Consider the following 16,847-nt stretch of genomic DNA (forward strand, 5'->3'; position numbering starts at 1 on the left):
ACGGACATCAACCTCATAACAAGTCCTTTGCTAGGGAAGGAGTTCCGGCCATGCACTTTCATCTTTCCGAACCGTTCGAAAGCCTGATAAAAGATGCGCTCCCAGAAACGCGGGTCCACGATACCGATGTATTGATTATCGGCTCCGGCTATGGCGGCTCCATCGCCGCCATGCAACTGGCGGGGGGCAAGTCTTCCGGAGACAATGCCGGTGGCGCGACAGTGACAGTGTTGGAGCGGGGCAAGGAATACCGTCCTGGGGATTTCCCGGAAGCCCTGGGGGATATTCCCGGCCATATGCAATTACTCAAATCCGGCTCCACCCGCCCGATTGGCTATGCCGACGCGCTCTATGATTTCCGCATTGGTAAAGAGGTGGATGTGCTGGTGGGCTGCGGGCTCGGCGGCGGGTCGCTGATCAACGCCAACGTGGCACTGGAGCCAGAGGCGGATACATTGGCGCAGGCCGCCTGGCCGCGTGAGTTTCGGGAGCACCCTGGGCTGCTGCAAGCGCACTTTAAAAGAGTGCGTCACTTGCTGGGAATCCGTGACCAGGATCAAACCGCCCGCGACAGGCTATGCCGTCTCCCCAAGTTTCAGGCGCTGACCAGACTCGCCAACGCAATTGACGCGTCAGTGGAAACAGCGCCGTTGACCGTCAGCCTGCATCCTGGCGCCAACGCCGTCGGCGTTGAGCAGCCGGGCTGCAATCTCTGCGGCAACTGTGTTTCCGGATGTAACCAAGGCGCAAAGAATACCCTGGCCATGAACCTCATTCCATTGGCTAAAGCCCGTGGGGCCAGATTTTACACTGGCGCCACGGTGCTCACTCTGGAGCCTATTGTCTCTTCTGCTACGGATAATACGACCGGGCCAAACGGGCGTCGTTGGCGGGTGCGGGTACGCCGCACCGCTACGGAAAAGAACAGTCTGTCCGACGAGGTATTCTGGGTTGAAGCCGACACCGTCATTCTGGCGGCGGGGGCGCTGGGAAGCACGGAAATTCTGTTACGGTCGCAGAATTCCGGCCGTTTGCAGCTCTCCGACAGGCTGGGCAAGCGCTTTTCCACCAACGGCGACGGTTTCGCCATGAGCTATGGACAGGCGAACCCGGTCATGGCGATCGGCAAGTCTGACGAATCTCTGCAAGCCGGTGAGGAGTCCTGCGTCGGCCCAACCATTACCGCCGTATCTCGCCCGATCGCTCGTCACCCTAAAACCGGCGCCGAAGTGCGTTTGACCTTGGAGGACGGCTCTGCGCCCTATGGGGTGGCGCGCCTTTTTGGCGAAATCGCCACCACCGGCGCGCAACTGAACCGTCTCACCGACATGACCTTGCCCGCCTGGTTTCTTAATGCGAGTAAAAACGGCGTTTTCAAAGATCCTCTGGCGCACCACAGCGACGCCATGGAGCGATCGCAAATCCTACTGATCATGGGGGACGACGGCGCCGCCGGCGGCCTTTCCCTGCGCGCCAGCGATAACCCCGCACAACAGGCTGACACAGACTACTCCCGCATTCGCGTCGATTGGCCCAAGGCGGCGGAGAACCCCTGCCTGACCGCGGCTGACGCCCTGCTGCGCAGCCAGGACAGAAAAGAGGGCTTCGACGGCGGCCAGTACGTCCCTAATCCTCTCTGGAAAACCCTGCCGGATGACGCCTCTACTGTCATGAGCGGCAAGCTTCCCGGCGGTCGCGTCATCACTGTGCACCCGCTGGGCGGCTGCGCCATGGGCGACGGTCCCGACACCGGGGTCGTCAACCATTACGGCCAGGTCTTCAAGGCCGATCCAGGCGCCCGAAACATCAGCGCCCCCGCTTTGCATGATGGGCTATATGTGCTGGATGGCTCCATCCTGCCGACCGCTCTGGGGGTCAATCCGTTCCTGACCATATCCGCGTTGTCTCTTCGGGCCGCAGAGGCGATTCAGGAACAACATGACTGGTTTGCGCCAACGCAGGAACAGGTCAGTCCTGAGCTGGCGCAAGCCATCTCACCAGTTAAACAGACGGCGACCACCACAGCAGTCAAGCCCAGCCCCACAGTGACGCTGAGCATCAGCGAGCAGATGTTCGGCCGTTTGCAGGCGCAGGAAGTCAACGCTCGTCTGCCCGACTGGATAGAAAGCTGGATCAGGCAGTGGGCCGAAGCGCTCCCCACTGAGGCCCAACCCGCCAGTGGCGTCGCTGCGCGTCTTACCGGTGACCAGGGTCTGATCTTCAAGGTGGAAACGCAGATAGAAGATCTGCATGACTGGCTGCAGAAACCCGGAGAAGAGCTGAAAGCGACGGCGAAGCTGTACCTGAATCCGCTCAGCGCGGAGCAAACCGCCAAAATGCACACCTACGGTTTGCCTCCAGAACTATTGCAAGGCGCAATTCCCATCGCTGTAGGCGAAGGCGTAGTGCGCCTGCTGCACTGCGATGAACCCGGGCCGCTGACCACCGCCTGGCGCGGCGCCCAGGCCCTCAACGCTTATCGCACCCGCCGCCAATCTTTGTCCGGCTTCGCCTTGCGTCAGCTCAAACAGCGCCTGAGTCGCTGGGATTCAGACGCCTCGCTGAAGGAGCCGGCGCCAGGGCTGTTCAAACAAATCAAAGGCTTCTGGACCGTCGCCAAGCATCATGCGCAATACCGTCGCATGAGTTACAACTTCCAGTTCACCCCCAATACCAGCGGCTCGCGCACGCCTCGTTTCAAAAACATGCCTGGGGAGATCATTCACCTGCGCGGAGAAAAACTGCTGGCCTGGAAGAACGGCGTTCCCAGACTCTGGCGCGCCTTGACCAATCTTCCCATCGAACTGTCTCACCAGCGCCATGGCGAGGCTGTGTCGGGCTCCCTGTACGTGGACATGGAGTACATGTCGGAAAGGGGGCTGGCTCAGGTGGTCAAATCGCCCAATCTGCCGGAGTCCGCCATGGCGGCCGCAGGCCTGGGCATGCTGTTTCTGCGTTGCTTGCTGCAAACCCAGTTCTGGGATTTCGGCTCGCCCCATTATCCTGACAAACCCATCGCTTCCAATCCGCATCCCCGGGCGTTACGCGTATCGGATAACCGGGTGATCAGCCCGCAGCGCGCCGAACTCAGCGTACCCTTGAATGACGCCTCCTCGGAGCAGATCGGTATTGTTCTGACCCGCTATCCGCAAACCAACACGCAGCGGCCGGGACAACCGGTGCTGCTCATTCATGGGCTCGCCCAGGGCAGTCTGATTTATTGCTCTGAGGCCATCCCCGAGAACATGGCTGTTTATCTGTGGCGCGCCGGTTTCGATGTGTGGCTGCTGGATTATCGACTCAGCAACGCCCTTCCCACGCCGGCGCCCCTGCAGGGCTGGAGTATTGAAGAAATCGCCCGCTACGATATACCCGCCGCGGTGCGCCATATTCACCGGGTCAATCCGGGTAAGATCAACCTGTTCGCCCATTGCGTCGGCGCCACCGCCACCACCATGGCCATACTCAAAGGCTGGCTGGATGATCCCGCCGATCCCTTTATCGGACGGGTGGCCTTCAATGCGATCCATCCCTGGATTATCCCTTCCCCGGTCAACCGCAGCCGCGCCAAGCTTGGCAGCTTCCTGCGCGACTCGGTGAATGACGCTCAACTCAACCCCATCCCGCAACCTGACCCCAGCGCCTTCGACTCCATGTTCGATCGTCTGGCGTTCTCTTTCGCACGCCTGGGCGAGCTGCAGGAGGCGGAAGAAGGCAGAGCGCGCAACGGCGCCGAGCTGCATACACACAGCGACCATGCGCCCGATGGCGGCGTGGAAATCTCCCAGGGCATCTGCGACAAGATGAGTTTTCTGTACGGCCGCATGTGGCGACACGATCAGATTTCTCCCGCCACTCACAAAGCCTTTCAGGACATGCTGGGGCAAGCTCCCGGCGCCGTCTATCGGCATCTGTATTACTTCGCCCAGCAACAGCGGGTGACCTCCCGGGACGGCGAAAACACCTTTCTCACCCCCTCTGCGGTGCGCAAACACTGGAGTTATCCCACGCTGTTCATCCATGGCGAGCAAAGCAAGGTATTCAATCCGCAATCCTCCACCCGTTCCGCCATACGGCTCAGTGAAATGCTGAAAGGCAGCCCATCCGCGCCGCCGGTGCTGTTAAAGCGGGTGCCGCAATACGGCCACATGGATGTGATCCTGGCGCAAAACGCTTACAAGGACGCTTTTCCCAGCCTGCGCGCCTTTTTCAGCGAAGATGTAGGGTGTCTGCGCCACTCCGCCGGGGACCGCGTTGAATTTCACCATCAACTGTTCGACAGCTATCGCCCCGCGGATGACTTGCATGCGGTAAGCGCCAACCTGTTCAGCGCCGGACCGATCATCCGCGGCGCCTGGCTGGATAGCGCCGGGATTGGCCGCCCGCGTATTGTGCTGCGTTTGTGGGCGGAGCTTTCCGATCTGGCGGATCTGGCCGACGCCCAGGCGACGCCGACACGACGTCTGGCGCTGGAAGGCGCGGAATTGATTCAATGTCAGTTCTGCTCCGCCAATGATCCGCATCACTTGTTGCTGGATGTGGCGGTGAAAGTCGATCCGGGACAGGAACGGGAGGTGCGCATCCGCTTCAGCCTGACCCAGCGCCAGTTCGACCCGGAAGCCCAGCTAGCCCTGTCGCAGACATTGCATATCCCCGCCTCCGCTGGGTGGCTGCGGCGTTTGCGCGAGCTTTGCCTGCATCGCGGCGTCAGCCCCGCCATGCGCTTTCTGGTTGGCTCCTGCCGCTATCCGGGCGCGATGCTGGAACGGGATCTCGCCGATCAGGCGTTCGTCGGTATGGGACGTCAGGTCAGAGGCGACGCCCAACTGCCTGGCGCGGATTCGGTCTTTTTTATCGGGGATCAGATATACGCGGACGCCACCGCCGAGGCGTTCGATAACACCGCCCTGAAAGAGCGCTACATCACGCGCTACCGGGAGGCGTTCAACTCGCCCAATATGCGCAAACTGCTGCAACTGGCGCCCGTTCACTTCACGGTGGATGACCATGAGTTCAGCGACGATTGCTCTGGACGCCCTCCCCAATTGGACGCTCACCTGAAGGAGCGCGAACGTTTTGACTTCGCCCTGCGCGCCGCCCGCAGTTTTCAATGCAGCGGACGCCAGCCGGACGCCGCGCTCTGGTATCCCCAGGGCGTTAGCGCGGCTCGGGAATTCGACTGTCCGATCTTCGTCATGGACACCCGCACCGAACGGCGACTACGCAGCGCTGGCGCCGTCGGCGCGCAAGCGGAGATGATCGACGCGACCCAATTCGCCGCCCTGTCCAATTGGCTGTCCGAGGCGCAACGGCTGACGCCGGAACGGCCTAAATTTATCTTTTCCGGCAGCGTGATTGCGCCAGTGGAAAAACGCCTCACGCAGCACCCTGACCTGTGGCGCAATCACGACAGCTGGTGCGGCTATCCTCATACCCTGGCGGCGGTAATGGGGCTGATCTACGAGCGGCAGATCGCTAACGTCATTTTCGTCGGCGGCGACCAGCATTTATGCGCTCTGGCGCGCATGACTCTGGCCAACCCTGCGGATCAGGCGGTATCGAACCGCAAGCCCGTGACGGTATGGCAGATCGTGTCGTCCGGTCTGTACGCGCCACTGCCCTTCGCCAACGCCAATCCCCGGGACTTCGAGTGGGATAAACCCAGCGTCGTTCCCATGCACGGCTCGCAGTTACAACTGCAGGCGGAAGCGCGCTTGTTGCGGGCGGATAAATCCCAGTTCGTGCGCGTGGACGCCGTCCCCACGGGAGAGTGCTGGACGCTGGAAATCCGCGTATGCGACCCAGAAGGTTTCGTGGCGCCAGTGGCGCAACCAACGGCGCTGAAAGATGGCGAACTGGCGGACGACGACAGAACCTGGCGCATCCGGCTGACGGCTAATGTGGAGGCGGAACCGGGCAAACCCGTGCGCCCAGAACCCGCATAATCAGGACACTCAATCAGCGACAAGGAATGTAAATAAATGCAGACGTGAAGGGATAGAGAGGTGAAAAAATAAGGGCAAAGGGAAATAGAGAAAGAGAAAGAGAAAGAAAAGAGTAAAGAAAGGCTGCGACGGCAAAAATCGGGGGCCGCGCAGCCAAGGCAATGGAAACTATGACTTTAACAGGAGGAGAGCGGGCATAGTTTCCACACCGAGGAAAAAGGGTCTTTCGACCCGAAAATGGGACCAAGACTTACAATCAAATCTCAGTTGCGCGCCCGTCCCTGGACGCATGGGTCAATCGGCGGTCACCGCCTCGTCCACTTCGTGATCGACGCCTTTCATGCGCTTGCGCAGAATCGGCCCGATAACGTAGGGAGCGATTAGACCCACTCCAGCGACAATCCAAAGCGTGATGGACAGACCGCTGCTCCAAAGGATGCTCCAGTCACCGTCCGACAACGTCATGGCGTGACGCAGGTTTTTCTCCATCTCCGGCCCCAGCAAAGTTCCAAGAATGACAGGAACCAGTGGGATCTCGACCTTGCGCAGAACATAGCCGAGCACGCCGAAGAAAATCATAAAGTACAGATCAAACACACTGTGGCTGATTGAATAGACGCCAACAAAAGCGACCATGGTGACAATCGGCAACAGATATTTGGGCGGCACCGACAGCAGTTTCACAAACACGCCGACCAGCGGAATGTTGAGCAACAGCAGCATCAGGTTACCGATCAACAGCGCGGCGATAACGCCCCAGACAATGTCGCCATGCTGCTGGAACATCAGCGGGCCTGGGGTGATGTTCATGGAAATCAGCATCGCCAGCAGAACCGCGGTGGTGCCGCTGCCAGGTACGCCCAGGGTCAGCATGGGCACCAGCGCGCCATTGGCGGCGGCGTTGTTGCCCGCTTCCGGCGCAGCCACGCCGCGAGGATCGCCTTCGCCGAACTTGGCCTTCTTGCCCAGAATACGTTTTTCCAGGGTATAGCTGACGAAGCTGCCCAAAGAGGCGCCGGCGCCGGGCAGAACCCCCGCCAGGAAGCCGATGACGCTGCCGCGAAGCGATGTCGGGAAGACGCTGGTGAAGTCTTTCCACTTCATTTTCAGCTTGTTCATCGCAATCATCTTGCGGCCTTCGCCGGCATGCGCTTCGATGAAAAACAGCAATTCCGAGATAGCGAACAGACCCACGATCAGAATGATGAAGTCAACGCCTTCATACAGCTCCAGCGTGTTGAAGGTGAAGCGCTGTACGCCGGTGTTCATGTCGATGCCCACCGTCGCCATCATCAAGCCAATGGCCGCCGCCAGAATTGTCTTCACCGGGTTCTTGCCGGTGATGCCGCCCAGGGTGGCGAACGCCAGCACGAACAGCGCGAAGTATTCCGCCGGCCCAAACGTCAGGGCGAATTTCGCCAGCCAGGGCGCCAGCAGAATCAGGCCAATCGTCGCGATCACGCTGCCGATAAAGGAGGCTACTGCGGAAATCGCCAGCGCTTCCGCGGCTCTGCCGCTTTGCGCCATGGGATAGCCGTCCAGACAGGTCATCATCGCCGGCTCATCGCCGGGAATATTCAGCAGAATCGACGAAATGCGTCCGCCGTACATGGCCCCGGCGTACACCGAGGTCAGCATGATCAAGGCCGTTTCCGGTTTCAGCCCGAGAGTGAACGCCAGCGGGATCAGGATCGCCACGCCATTGGCGGGGCCCAATCCCGGCAGCGCGCCGATCAGGGTGCCCAGGAAGCAGCCGAGGAGCGCGAACATCAAGTTTTCCGGCGTCAGGGCGACAGCAAAGCCCTGCATCAGAAAGTTCAAAGTTTCCATCAGCTTACCTCCAGTACGCCCAGCGGCAACGGCAATTCAAGCACGTAGTTGAACAACACGAACACCACTACGCCGCCAATCAGGCCGGACATATAGGCCGGGAACTTGCGGGCGCCCATGCGCCAGCTCAGGGTGCCGACCGCCAAGGTCGTGGTAATGATGAAGCCCAGCGGCTCCAGCAACACGCCATACAGCGTCAGCACCACCACCGCCACCACCATTTCAGCGCCGGTGCGGTTCCAGGGCCAGTGATTGTCCGGGTCGGGACGCAGCATCAGATAAAGACTGCTCAGACCAAGCACCACCGACAGGAGAATCGGGAAGGTCTCGGGTCCGACCGATTCATTGCCGCCGAAGGGCTCGGGCAGTTGATACGCGCCCCAGCCATAGGCTATGGCCAGGACGAGCATCACTAAACCGAAAATACGGTCATTCATGGCGATTAACGGATCAAGCCAATTTCTTTAGAAAGCGCTTGGATGTCCGAGATTTGCGCTTTCACGAAATTGTTGAATTCAGCGCCGCTTTTGTGGAACGGCATCAGTCCATTTTTCTCCATCAAGGTTTTCCACTGCTCGCTGGCGTAGATTTTGTCGATGGCTGCAGTCCAGTACTCTTTTACATCCGCCGGCGCGCCGCCAGGGATGTAGAAGCCGCGCCAGTTAGGAGCGACGGACTCAATGCCCTGCTCGCGAGCGGTAGGGATAGTCGCGAATTTGCCTGGCAGACGATCTTCAGACAGCACCGCCAATACGCGCAGGTCGCCGGATTCGAAGAAGCCCTGCACCTCAGTGATGTCGCCGGTGAACGCGTCAACGTGTCCGCCCACGACCTGAGTCATGGCTTCGCCGCCGTTGTTGTAGGACAGGTAAGAGATTTTCGGCAGATTAGTGACGCCGGCCGCCTTCGCGCTGATCAGCACTTTCAGGTGATCCCAGCCGCCGTTGGCGCTGCCGCCTGCGAATTTAACGGAGCGCGGATCTTGTTTCAGCGCCGCCATCAGATCGCTCAGGCTTTTGTAGGGAGAGTTCTTGGATACCGCGATAACGCCATAATCCGCGCCGATTGCGCCAATCCAGTTAACCATTTCCGCGTTCATGCCGGGATACTGTCCCTGGGCCAGACGGGTTGTGGTGGCGGTGGAAGCGGCGACCACCAGATTCTGGTCGTTCTTGCGCTTGCTGACGGTATGCGCGAATGCGACGCCGCCGCCTGCGCCCGCCATGTTAATGGTCTGTACGCTGCCGGGAACTAACTTCAGTTCCTCCATCACGTTGCCGACGCTACGACAGGTGAAGTCCCAGCCGCCGCCAGGATCCGCAGGAGCGATACATTCAACTTTGCCTTTAGGTTCGTAGGCCATGGTCAGGGTAGCGCTGACGGTCAACGCTGCGGCCACAAGCATTTTAATCGGAGTTCTGATTGTCATTATTGTTACCTCACACAGGTTACAGGAATTAATTCGATCGCAAATATATTGGTTTTGCCCTTGTGGGGCTACCGGCGTCAGCCGTCCTGCTTATTAAGCCGGCGGCATTCCAGGTGCTGGGGGGTGGGATTGTCGAAAAAGATTCGTTGTGTTCATGTCACGCTCCTATTATTTTTGTTGCGCTTTATATTTAGTCGCTTGTTGTGGTTTTGGAAACTTTGTTTCGATTACCTCTTCAGCGACCTATGCTTGATATGGAACAGGTAATGACTGCATCCTAACTGCTGAACCTGTCATAAACCTGTCACGTCCTGATTCGAAAAAGTGAAGTCGGCGCATGCATATCCTTGTTGTAGAAGATTCTGAATTGCTGGGTGAATCCATCCAGGCGCGGCTACAGAAAATGGGCCATGGCGTAGACTGGGTGAACAACGGACGCCAGGCCAATGGTTTGTTGCAGCACCAGCAATTCGATCTGATCATTCTGGACCTCAACCTACCAGAACTGGGCGGCGAGCAGATTCTGTCGGAGCTGCGCAAACGCAAAGACACCACGCCGGTATTGATTCTGACCGCCCGCGAACAGGTGGATGATCGCATCAAACTGCTCGACGCCGGCGCCGACGACTACCTCACCAAGCCCTTCGATTTTGGCGAACTGGAAGCCCGCTGCCGGGTGCTCATGCGACGCAACCAGGGCTTTTCCAGCAACCTCAGCCGACACGGCAATCTGTCTTTTGACCGCTCCGCTAAAGCGGTATACGTCAATGAAGAAAAGCTGGACCTGAAGAACCGCGAGTTCCGCCTGCTGGAAGTGTTTCTCGGCCATCTGGGCCGGGTCATGAGCAAGGAGGAGCTGGCCGATCGTCTGTTCGCTTTCGATGAATCCCCCGGGCCCAACGCCATCGAACTGTACATTGCGCGCCTGCGCAAAAAGCTGGCGGAGTCCTCTGTTCAGATACGCACCTTGCGGGGATTGGGGTATCTCGCGGAATGCGATGATGACTGATTCGCCGTTGCGTCCGGATCAGCCGGTCTCACTGCGCAACAGGTTGATCCTGGGCGCCGTGGCGCTGATTCTGGTGCTCGGCACTCTGGCTATCATCGCTATCGACGGATACGGCAAGCGCGCGGCGGAACTCTCTTATGACCGGCTGCTGGCCAGCGCCGCATTTCAGATTGCGGACGCCATTCACGTTCGCGACGGCGTGGTGGATGTGGATCTGCCGGTAGCGGCCTTCGAAACCCTCGCCCTGGCCCGCGACGACCGCGTTTTCTATCGCATCAGCGGCCCTCGCGACGCGTACCTCACCGGCTACGCCGACCTGCCCCGCCCGGCGGCGGACCAGGGCTTCAGCAAAGACGGCGCACGCCTGATCCAGCAACGATTTTTCACCAGCCGCTATCTGGACGAACCGGTGCGCTTCATCGTGTTGCGGCGTTTGTTGACGGAGGCGGACATCACCGGTTACATCACCGTGCAACTGGGACAGACCATCAACGCCCGCGCCGATCTGGCCGAAGACATCACCGGCAAAGGTTTACAACTGATCGCCATCGCGTCCGTCATCGCTTTGGGACTATTAGGCTACGGCATCAAACGCGCCTTCTCGCCCCTGGATCAGATCGAAAGGGAGCTGGCCGCGCGCTCCCCTACCGATCTGACGCCCTTACACGTTACGCCGATCAAGGAAACCTGGCGCTTACAGCAAACCATCAATCACTTCATGCAGCGCCTGCAGGACACTCTGGACCGCATGCAGCGCTACACTGGCGAGGCGGCTCATCAGATTCGCACGCCTCTGGCGGGGCTGCGCGCGGCGTTGCAGAACCTGCGCGACCATCCCGATATCGACGATCCCAAGCCGGTGTATAACCGCATCATGCAGTCGGTGGATCAACTTAACACCACCGTGTCGCAACTGCTCAATCAGGCCACTATCACCCATCGCCTGCAAAGCGAAGCGCTCCGGCGCATCGAACTCAACAAAGTGGTGAAAGAAGCCTGTTTGGAGCTGGCGTCGCACGCCATCAACGAGAAAGTGGAACTGGCTTTTGAGGCGGACGCCGAGGACACGAACCTGCTTGGCGACGCCTTTGCATTGAAGCAGTTGTTCCGCAATCTGATCGAGAACGCGGTCCGCTACAGCCCGGTGGATGGCGTGGTGGAAGTGCGCGTCCACCAAAACGCCAACCGACTGTTCGTGGAAGTAAAAGACAACGGCCCAGGCATCCCTGTGGAATATCGGGACAAAGTCTTCTCCCGCTTTTATCGCGCGCCAGCCGCGGTCGGCGTCGGCAGCGGACTGGGTCTGGCCATCGTGCGGGAAATTGCAGAGCGCCATAACGCAGAGGTGGGACTGATGGATAATCAGCCTCAAGGCCTGACGGTGCGTGTCGGTTTCCGCAAGGAGAGCACCCATGGCAAATAGCCGCTTCGTTTTCTTCCGTACAGATTTGCTATGCAGAGCGCTTCTCGTGCTCGCCCTCTTCAGCGTCACTCCCGCACGGGCAGTGTCCGGTCCGCTGCCGGTCGTGCTTTATCCGGCGCAGCAGAAGCCGGTCAGCGTACTCAATATTCATGCAGTGCTGGATTACGTGGTGATGAACCCCATCATCAAGGCGTTTCAGCAGCGTTATCCCAATGTGGAAATCCGGCTGATTGAGTTTGAAACCGCCGACCTTTTCCAGCACACCGTGGAAGGCTCCACTCACACGACAGAGCCGCCGGACGCCATCGTCGGCGACCTGCTGATCAGCTCGGCGATGGACTTGCAGGTGAAACTGGTCAATGACGGCTATGCGCAGCGCTACGAGTCGCCCTACACCCGCCGCATTCCCGACTGGGCGAAGTGGCGCAACGAGGCTTTCGGCTTTACTTTTGAACCGGTGGTGACCGTGGTGAACACTAAACTGTTGCCGGGTCCGCCGCCGCAGGACCGCCAGCAATTATTGGAGCTGATCCGTAGCCAGGGCGAAAGTCTGGCGGGAAAAATCGCCACCTATGATATCGCCCGCAGCGGCGTCGGTTACCTGTTCGCCGCCCAGGACAGCCAGCAGGCGACCACCTATGGCCGACTATTGGAGGCCTTCGGCACCCACTCCGTACAACTGGCCTGCTGCACCGGCGACATTCTCGACGGTCTGGCTTCCGGGCAGTACGCGATCGGCTATAATCTGCTGGGATCGTACACCAAGGCCCGACTGGCGTCGGCGCCTAACCTGAAAATGATCCTGCCGGCGGACTACACCTTGATCATGACGCGCATCGCTCTGATTCATAAGCACGCCGTCAACACGCAGAACGCCCGGGACTTCCTGGATTTTCTGCTGTCTCCGGCAGGTCAGCAGACTCTGGCCAGCGAGTCGAAACTGTATCCTATCGACCCTGGCGTGCACGGCGAAGTCACCGCGGACTGGCTGAACAAACATGCGCCGGGACCGCTGAAACCCATTACGGTGGGACCGCAATTGCTGGTTCCGCTGGATAAATTAAAACGGCAACGCTTTTTAAGCGAATGGCGCCGCTCTCTGGAACGTGAAACGAAACAATGAAAGACACCGATTTAGTCGCCAGACTGGGCAAACGCATCCAACAACTCCGCAAGTCAGAAAAGCTGACGCTGGAGCAACTGGCGCAACAATCCAACGTATCCCGCTCCATGCTGTCGCAGATCGAACGCGGCCAGGCCAACCCGACTTTCGCCACCCTGTGGAACCTCACCCGCGCCCTGGGCATTGAGTGGTCGGAGCTGGTGGATGAGAGCGAGGGCGTTTCGCACTCTCCTATCGAACATATCATCGCCGCGCAAACGCCGAAGATCGACAACCCTCAGGGCGGCTATCACCTCAGCATTCTCAGCCCGCCCCATCTGGTGGGCTCCATTGAATGGTACGAGCTGCGTATGCGCCCCCAGGGCAAACTGGAAAGCCAGGCCCATACACAGGGCTGCATGGAGCACCTCACCGTGTTGAGCGGTCAGCTTGAAGTCGTCAGCGGTCAGCAATCCCAGCGTCTGGCGCAGGGCGACACCGCCCGTTATCACGCCGACGTCGCCCACACCATTCAGAATCACGGCGACAGCGACACCATCGCTCTTTTAGTCGTGATGAATCACAGTCATCGCTAGAGTCAGTCGACGTTTTGGCGCACCTTTCCGCTTAACAATCAGGTTAGGCGACGCAACGTGGCAGGGAGGCCGCCATGGCCCTGATTCAGGGGGCTGGGTATATTTTTCCCTATTGCTTTACGCCCATTTTTCCACTATACAGGAAACACGTCCGATATAAGGGAAAATTCCAATGAACCAGACTTTCCAACAACAATTACAGCAAACCCTTGATGAGATTGAAAAAGCCGGCCTGTTTAAAAAGGAACGAGTGATCGACACTCCACAAGCGGCCGCCGTCAAACTCGCCGGAGAAGCTGGCGATAAACAAATTCTCAATCTTTGCGCGAATAATTATCTGGGCTTGGCGGACAACCCGGAAGTCATCGCAGCGGCGCATGAAGCGCTCGACAAATACGGTTTTGGCATGGCTTCCGTACGTTTTATCTGCGGCACGCAAACGCTGCACAAAGAGCTGGAGCACAAAATCGCAGAGTTCCTGGGAATGGAGGACAGCATTCTGTTCGCCGCCTGCTTCGACGCCAATGGCGGCCTGTTCGAGCCGTTACTGAGCGCCGAAGACGCTATCGTCTCCGACTCCCTGAACCATGCCTCCATCATCGACGGCATCCGTCTGTGCAAAGCCAAACGCTACCGTTTCGGCAACCGCGACCTGAACGATCTGGAAGCCCAGCTGAAGCAGGCTCGCGCCGATGGCGCCCGCAATATTCTGGTGGCCACCGACGGCGTCTTCTCCATGGACGGCTATATCGCGCCGCTGAAGGATATTGTCGCCATTGCGCGTAAATACGACGCCCTGGTGATGGTGGACGACTGTCACGCCACCGGCGTCATCGGCCCCCAGGGCAAAGGCAGCGCCGCCTACAACGGCGTGGAAGTCGACATTATTACCGGCACGCTGGGTAAAGCCCTCGGCGGCGCAGCCGGCGGCTTTATTGCAGCGAGCCGCGATATTATCGAACTGCTCCGCCAACGCGCCCGCCCCTATCTGTTCTCCAACTCCCTTCCCCCGCCTGTCGTCGCAGGCAGCCTGAAAGCCCTGGAAATTTCCATCGCCGGCGACCATCTGCGCGACAACCTGCGCGAACACGCTGTGTTTTTCCGTAACAGCCTGAGCGAAGCTGGCTTTAAACTGCTGCCCGGCGAACACGCCATCATCCCGGTCATGCTGGGAGACGCCAAGCTGGCGCAGGACTTCGCGAAAGCGTTGTACGAGCAAGGGGTATACGTTACTGGATTCTTCTATCCGGTGGTGCCGCAAGGTCAGGCGCGCATCCGCACCCAGATGAACGCGGCGCTGACCCGCGAACAGCTGGAGCAGGCGGTCACCGCCTTTACCCGCGTCGGTCAACAACTTGGGGTTATTGGAGGCTGAACATGCAGTCGTCAACCATGAAGGCGTTGGTCAAAGCGCAATCTGCTCCCGGACTCTGGCTGCAAGAGCAGCCGGTTCCCGAATGCGGGCCCAACGATGTGATCATCAAGATCAAGCGCACCGCGATCTGCGGCACCGACATCCACATTTACAACTGGGACGACTGGGCGCGCAACAACGTCCCCGTCCCTCTGACCACCGGCCATGAATACAGCGGTGAGATTGTGGAACTCGGCAGTCACGTGGACGGCCTGCATATCGGACAGCGCGTGTCAGGAGAAGGTCACGTGGTGGGGATGCTCAGCCGCAACGCCCGCGCAGGACGTTTCCATCTGGCGCCGGACACCAAAGGCATCGGCGTTAACCTGCCCGGCGCTTTCGCCGAGTACCTTTGCCTCCCGGCGTTCAACGTCGTGCCCCTGCCGGACGCAGTGAGTCTGGAGCTTGGCGCGATACTGGACCCGTTGGGCAACGCCGTCCATGCGGCCCTGGCTTATGATCTGGTGGGCGAGGACGTGCTCATCACCGGCGCCGGACCTATCGGCATCATGGCCGCCGCCGTAGCGAGATTCGCCGGCGCCCACAAAGTGGTGATCACTGACATCAATGACTACCGCCTGGAGCTGGCGGCCAAAGTCGCGGATGTGGAGCCGGTGAACGCGCAACGGGAGTCTCTGCGCGACGTCATGGGACGACTAAAAATGAAGGAAGGCTTCGATGTGGGCCTGGAAATGAGCGGCATTCCTTCCGCCCTCAACGATATGCTGGATGTGATGATGATGGGCGGACGCATTTCCCTGCTGGGCCTGCCGTCCAAGCCGGCGGAGCTGGATCTCAGCAAGATCGTGCTCAAGGCGCTACAGGTCAAAGGCATCTACGGACGCGAAATGTTCGAGACCTGGTACAAGATGCTGGCGATGCTGGAGGCGGGATTGGACATTGAACCGATCATCACCCACCGTTTCGAGTACGCCGACTACGAACAGGGTTTTGACGCCATGCGCAGCGGTCAATCCGGTAAAGTCATTTTGAACTGGTCAGACTGAGTTTTTCTGCTTTGACCCCGGGAGCGACCTGGTCGCTCCCTCTTGTTCTCTTGTTCTCTATTCCCCTTTTCTCCTCCCCCCCCTACTCTTTCTTGCGATTACTGAGAACCTGTTACTGACAGCGATTATTGCCGTCCCGCAGCCACTGGGTTCCATCCAGATACAGCTTGTTATTGGCCAGCGCCAGCGTAAAGGTGACGCGTTCTCCACCTGGGCCGGATTCATTCCAGTCAAAGCCCGGCGTGCTGCCCTGCATGCTGTAGCCGGGGCCGTATTGCAGAATTAATCGGCCCTGAGCGTTCATTGAGCCCTGCGCCTCCCATCTGCCGGAGCCCTGACTGCCTGTGGCGCCGCTGGCGCCGCCGCCATAGCCCCCGCTGTTGCCGGAGCGATAGAACTCGCCATTGCTGCATAACCAGATGTGCTCTTCTTCGTGATAACCGGAGCCGGTGTAATAGCGCACGATATGGCGCCCTCGCATGTAGGTGCTCCAGCCGCCGTCGCCCCCTCCTTGCGCCAGAGGTTTCGGCGCGGAGAATTTAACCGAGGAGGCCACGGTCTCCGCCACTTTCCAGACCTGCGCGGCGGTGCTCTGATCCGCGACCGCAATCAACGCTACGGAGGTGGAGCCTTTGCCGGTGACGGCGCTGATGCGGCCTTCCATGTTGGGCATATTGCCGATGCTGTAATCCGCCGTCAGACGACCATTGCGTTTTTGCGGCGCGCTTTTGGGATACAGAACGACGGAAGCGTCCAACGGCACCGGTTGCGCCATCTGTTGCATCAGCGCCTGCTCGCCGGACTGGTCGATGTACACGAAGATATTGGCTTTCAGCGCCTGGGATTCCAGTACAAAAAGTTCCGATCCCGCCGGCCAGGCGCCCTGCCAACCATCAGGAACCTTGAACGACAGGCCCAGTGAGCCGGACTCAATCAGGGTTCCGCCTTCGTACAACTGGTTTTGCTGAACTTCCACCGCCGTCGCGGAGGTCGCGCACAGACTGCAATAGAGTCCCATGGCGACCAGTAGAGATTTCGCTGTCACGCCGCTCATTTCGCTTCGCCTCATGCTGAGTCCACAGCGCGCGGCCC

At 59.4% G+C, this 16,847-nt stretch carries 11 protein-coding genes; 7 read left to right on the top strand and 4 right to left on the bottom strand.

Annotation, left to right across the window (positions count from 1 at the left end; all coding sequences use genetic code 11):
- Window positions 1–50: 50 nt before the first annotated feature.
- Window positions 51–5,945, top strand: a complete 5,895-nt coding sequence (locus ACQYWX_RS22815; protein ID WP_431686443.1) for an alpha/beta fold hydrolase — start codon at window positions 51–53, stop codon at window positions 5,943–5,945.
- 294 nt (window positions 5,946–6,239) lie between these two features.
- Here the strand turns inward: ACQYWX_RS22815 and ACQYWX_RS22820 are convergent, their stop codons facing one another.
- The 3 genes from ACQYWX_RS22820 to ACQYWX_RS22830 are packed head-to-tail and all read right to left on the bottom strand — an operon-like array spanning window position 6,240 to window position 9,204.
- Window positions 6,240–7,775 (bottom strand): tripartite tricarboxylate transporter permease, encoded by a 1,536-nt coding sequence (locus ACQYWX_RS22820; protein WP_279505268.1) that lies wholly within the window; start codon window positions 7,773–7,775, stop codon window positions 6,240–6,242.
- Window positions 7,775–8,212, bottom strand: a complete 438-nt coding sequence (locus tag ACQYWX_RS22825; protein ID WP_127972863.1) for a tripartite tricarboxylate transporter TctB family protein — start codon at window positions 8,210–8,212, stop codon at window positions 7,775–7,777. The genes ACQYWX_RS22820 and ACQYWX_RS22825 overlap by 1 nt, the downstream gene beginning before the upstream one ends.
- Before the next feature lie 5 nt (window positions 8,213–8,217).
- Window positions 8,218–9,204 carry a Bug family tripartite tricarboxylate transporter substrate binding protein gene (locus tag ACQYWX_RS22830; protein WP_216739576.1) on the bottom strand — a complete coding sequence of 329 codons (987 nt, stop codon included), beginning with the start codon at window positions 9,202–9,204 and terminating at the stop codon, window positions 8,218–8,220.
- 337 nt (window positions 9,205–9,541) lie between these two features.
- Here ACQYWX_RS22830 and ACQYWX_RS22835 point away from each other — a divergent pair, with 337 nt between their 5' ends.
- The 6 genes from ACQYWX_RS22835 to tdh all read left to right on the top strand — a co-directional run bounded on the left by ACQYWX_RS22835 (window position 9,542) and on the right by tdh (window position 15,755).
- Window positions 9,542–10,213, top strand: coding sequence for a response regulator transcription factor (locus ACQYWX_RS22835; RefSeq protein ID WP_127972865.1), 672 nt, complete (start codon window positions 9,542–9,544; stop codon window positions 10,211–10,213).
- The gene (locus tag ACQYWX_RS22840) at window positions 10,203–11,636 is read left to right on the top strand and encodes a sensor histidine kinase N-terminal domain-containing protein (RefSeq protein ID WP_431686444.1); all 1,434 of its coding nucleotides are present in this window, start codon (window positions 10,203–10,205) and stop codon (window positions 11,634–11,636) included. The genes ACQYWX_RS22835 and ACQYWX_RS22840 overlap by 11 nt, the downstream gene beginning before the upstream one ends.
- A complete protein-coding gene (locus tag ACQYWX_RS22845; RefSeq protein ID WP_431686445.1) occupies window positions 11,626–12,759 on the top strand; it encodes an ABC transporter substrate-binding protein in 1,134 nt (377 codons plus the stop codon). The genes ACQYWX_RS22840 and ACQYWX_RS22845 overlap by 11 nt, the downstream gene beginning before the upstream one ends.
- Window positions 12,756–13,334, top strand: a complete 579-nt coding sequence (locus ACQYWX_RS22850) for a helix-turn-helix domain-containing protein (RefSeq protein WP_127972868.1) — start codon at window positions 12,756–12,758, stop codon at window positions 13,332–13,334. The genes ACQYWX_RS22845 and ACQYWX_RS22850 overlap by 4 nt, the downstream gene beginning before the upstream one ends.
- A gap of 172 nt (window positions 13,335–13,506) precedes the next feature.
- Complete coding sequence (locus ACQYWX_RS22855; RefSeq protein WP_431686446.1) at window positions 13,507–14,709, top strand: glycine C-acetyltransferase; 1,203 nt, start codon at window positions 13,507–13,509, stop codon at window positions 14,707–14,709.
- Between the two features lie 2 nt (window positions 14,710–14,711).
- Window positions 14,712–15,755, top strand: coding sequence for an L-threonine 3-dehydrogenase (gene tdh, locus ACQYWX_RS22860; protein ID WP_253938645.1), 1,044 nt, complete (start codon window positions 14,712–14,714; stop codon window positions 15,753–15,755).
- Between the two features lie 112 nt (window positions 15,756–15,867).
- On the opposite strand, the gene ACQYWX_RS22865 is transcribed toward tdh, so the two are convergent.
- Window positions 15,868–16,824, bottom strand: coding sequence for a hypothetical protein (locus ACQYWX_RS22865; protein WP_431686447.1), 957 nt, complete (start codon window positions 16,822–16,824; stop codon window positions 15,868–15,870).
- Window positions 16,825–16,847: the final 23 nt, after the last annotated feature.

Source organism: Hahella sp. NBU794, from assembly GCF_050749805.1.
In the GTDB taxonomy this organism is placed as follows: Bacteria; Pseudomonadota; Gammaproteobacteria; order Pseudomonadales; family Oleiphilaceae; genus Hahella.

Excerpts from the sequence above, each read along its gene's own strand:
- ACQYWX_RS22815 (WP_431686443.1), top strand. The coding sequence starts at position 51 with ATGCACTTTCATCTTTCCGAACCGTTCGAAAGCCTGATAAAAGATGCG.
- ACQYWX_RS22820 (WP_279505268.1), bottom strand. The coding sequence starts at position 7,775 with ATGGAAACTTTGAACTTTCTGATGCAGGGCTTTGCTGTCGCCCTGACG.
- ACQYWX_RS22825 (WP_127972863.1), bottom strand. The coding sequence starts at position 8,212 with ATGAATGACCGTATTTTCGGTTTAGTGATGCTCGTCCTGGCCATAGCC.
- ACQYWX_RS22830 (WP_216739576.1), bottom strand. The coding sequence starts at position 9,204 with ATGACAATCAGAACTCCGATTAAAATGCTTGTGGCCGCAGCGTTGACC.
- ACQYWX_RS22835 (WP_127972865.1), top strand. The coding sequence starts at position 9,542 with ATGCATATCCTTGTTGTAGAAGATTCTGAATTGCTGGGTGAATCCATC.
- ACQYWX_RS22840 (WP_431686444.1), top strand. The coding sequence starts at position 10,203 with ATGATGACTGATTCGCCGTTGCGTCCGGATCAGCCGGTCTCACTGCGC.
- ACQYWX_RS22845 (WP_431686445.1), top strand. The coding sequence starts at position 11,626 with ATGGCAAATAGCCGCTTCGTTTTCTTCCGTACAGATTTGCTATGCAGA.
- ACQYWX_RS22850 (WP_127972868.1), top strand. The coding sequence starts at position 12,756 with ATGAAAGACACCGATTTAGTCGCCAGACTGGGCAAACGCATCCAACAA.
- ACQYWX_RS22855 (WP_431686446.1), top strand. The coding sequence starts at position 13,507 with ATGAACCAGACTTTCCAACAACAATTACAGCAAACCCTTGATGAGATT.
- tdh (WP_253938645.1), top strand. The coding sequence starts at position 14,712 with ATGCAGTCGTCAACCATGAAGGCGTTGGTCAAAGCGCAATCTGCTCCC.
- ACQYWX_RS22865 (WP_431686447.1), bottom strand. The coding sequence starts at position 16,824 with ATGAGGCGAAGCGAAATGAGCGGCGTGACAGCGAAATCTCTACTGGTC.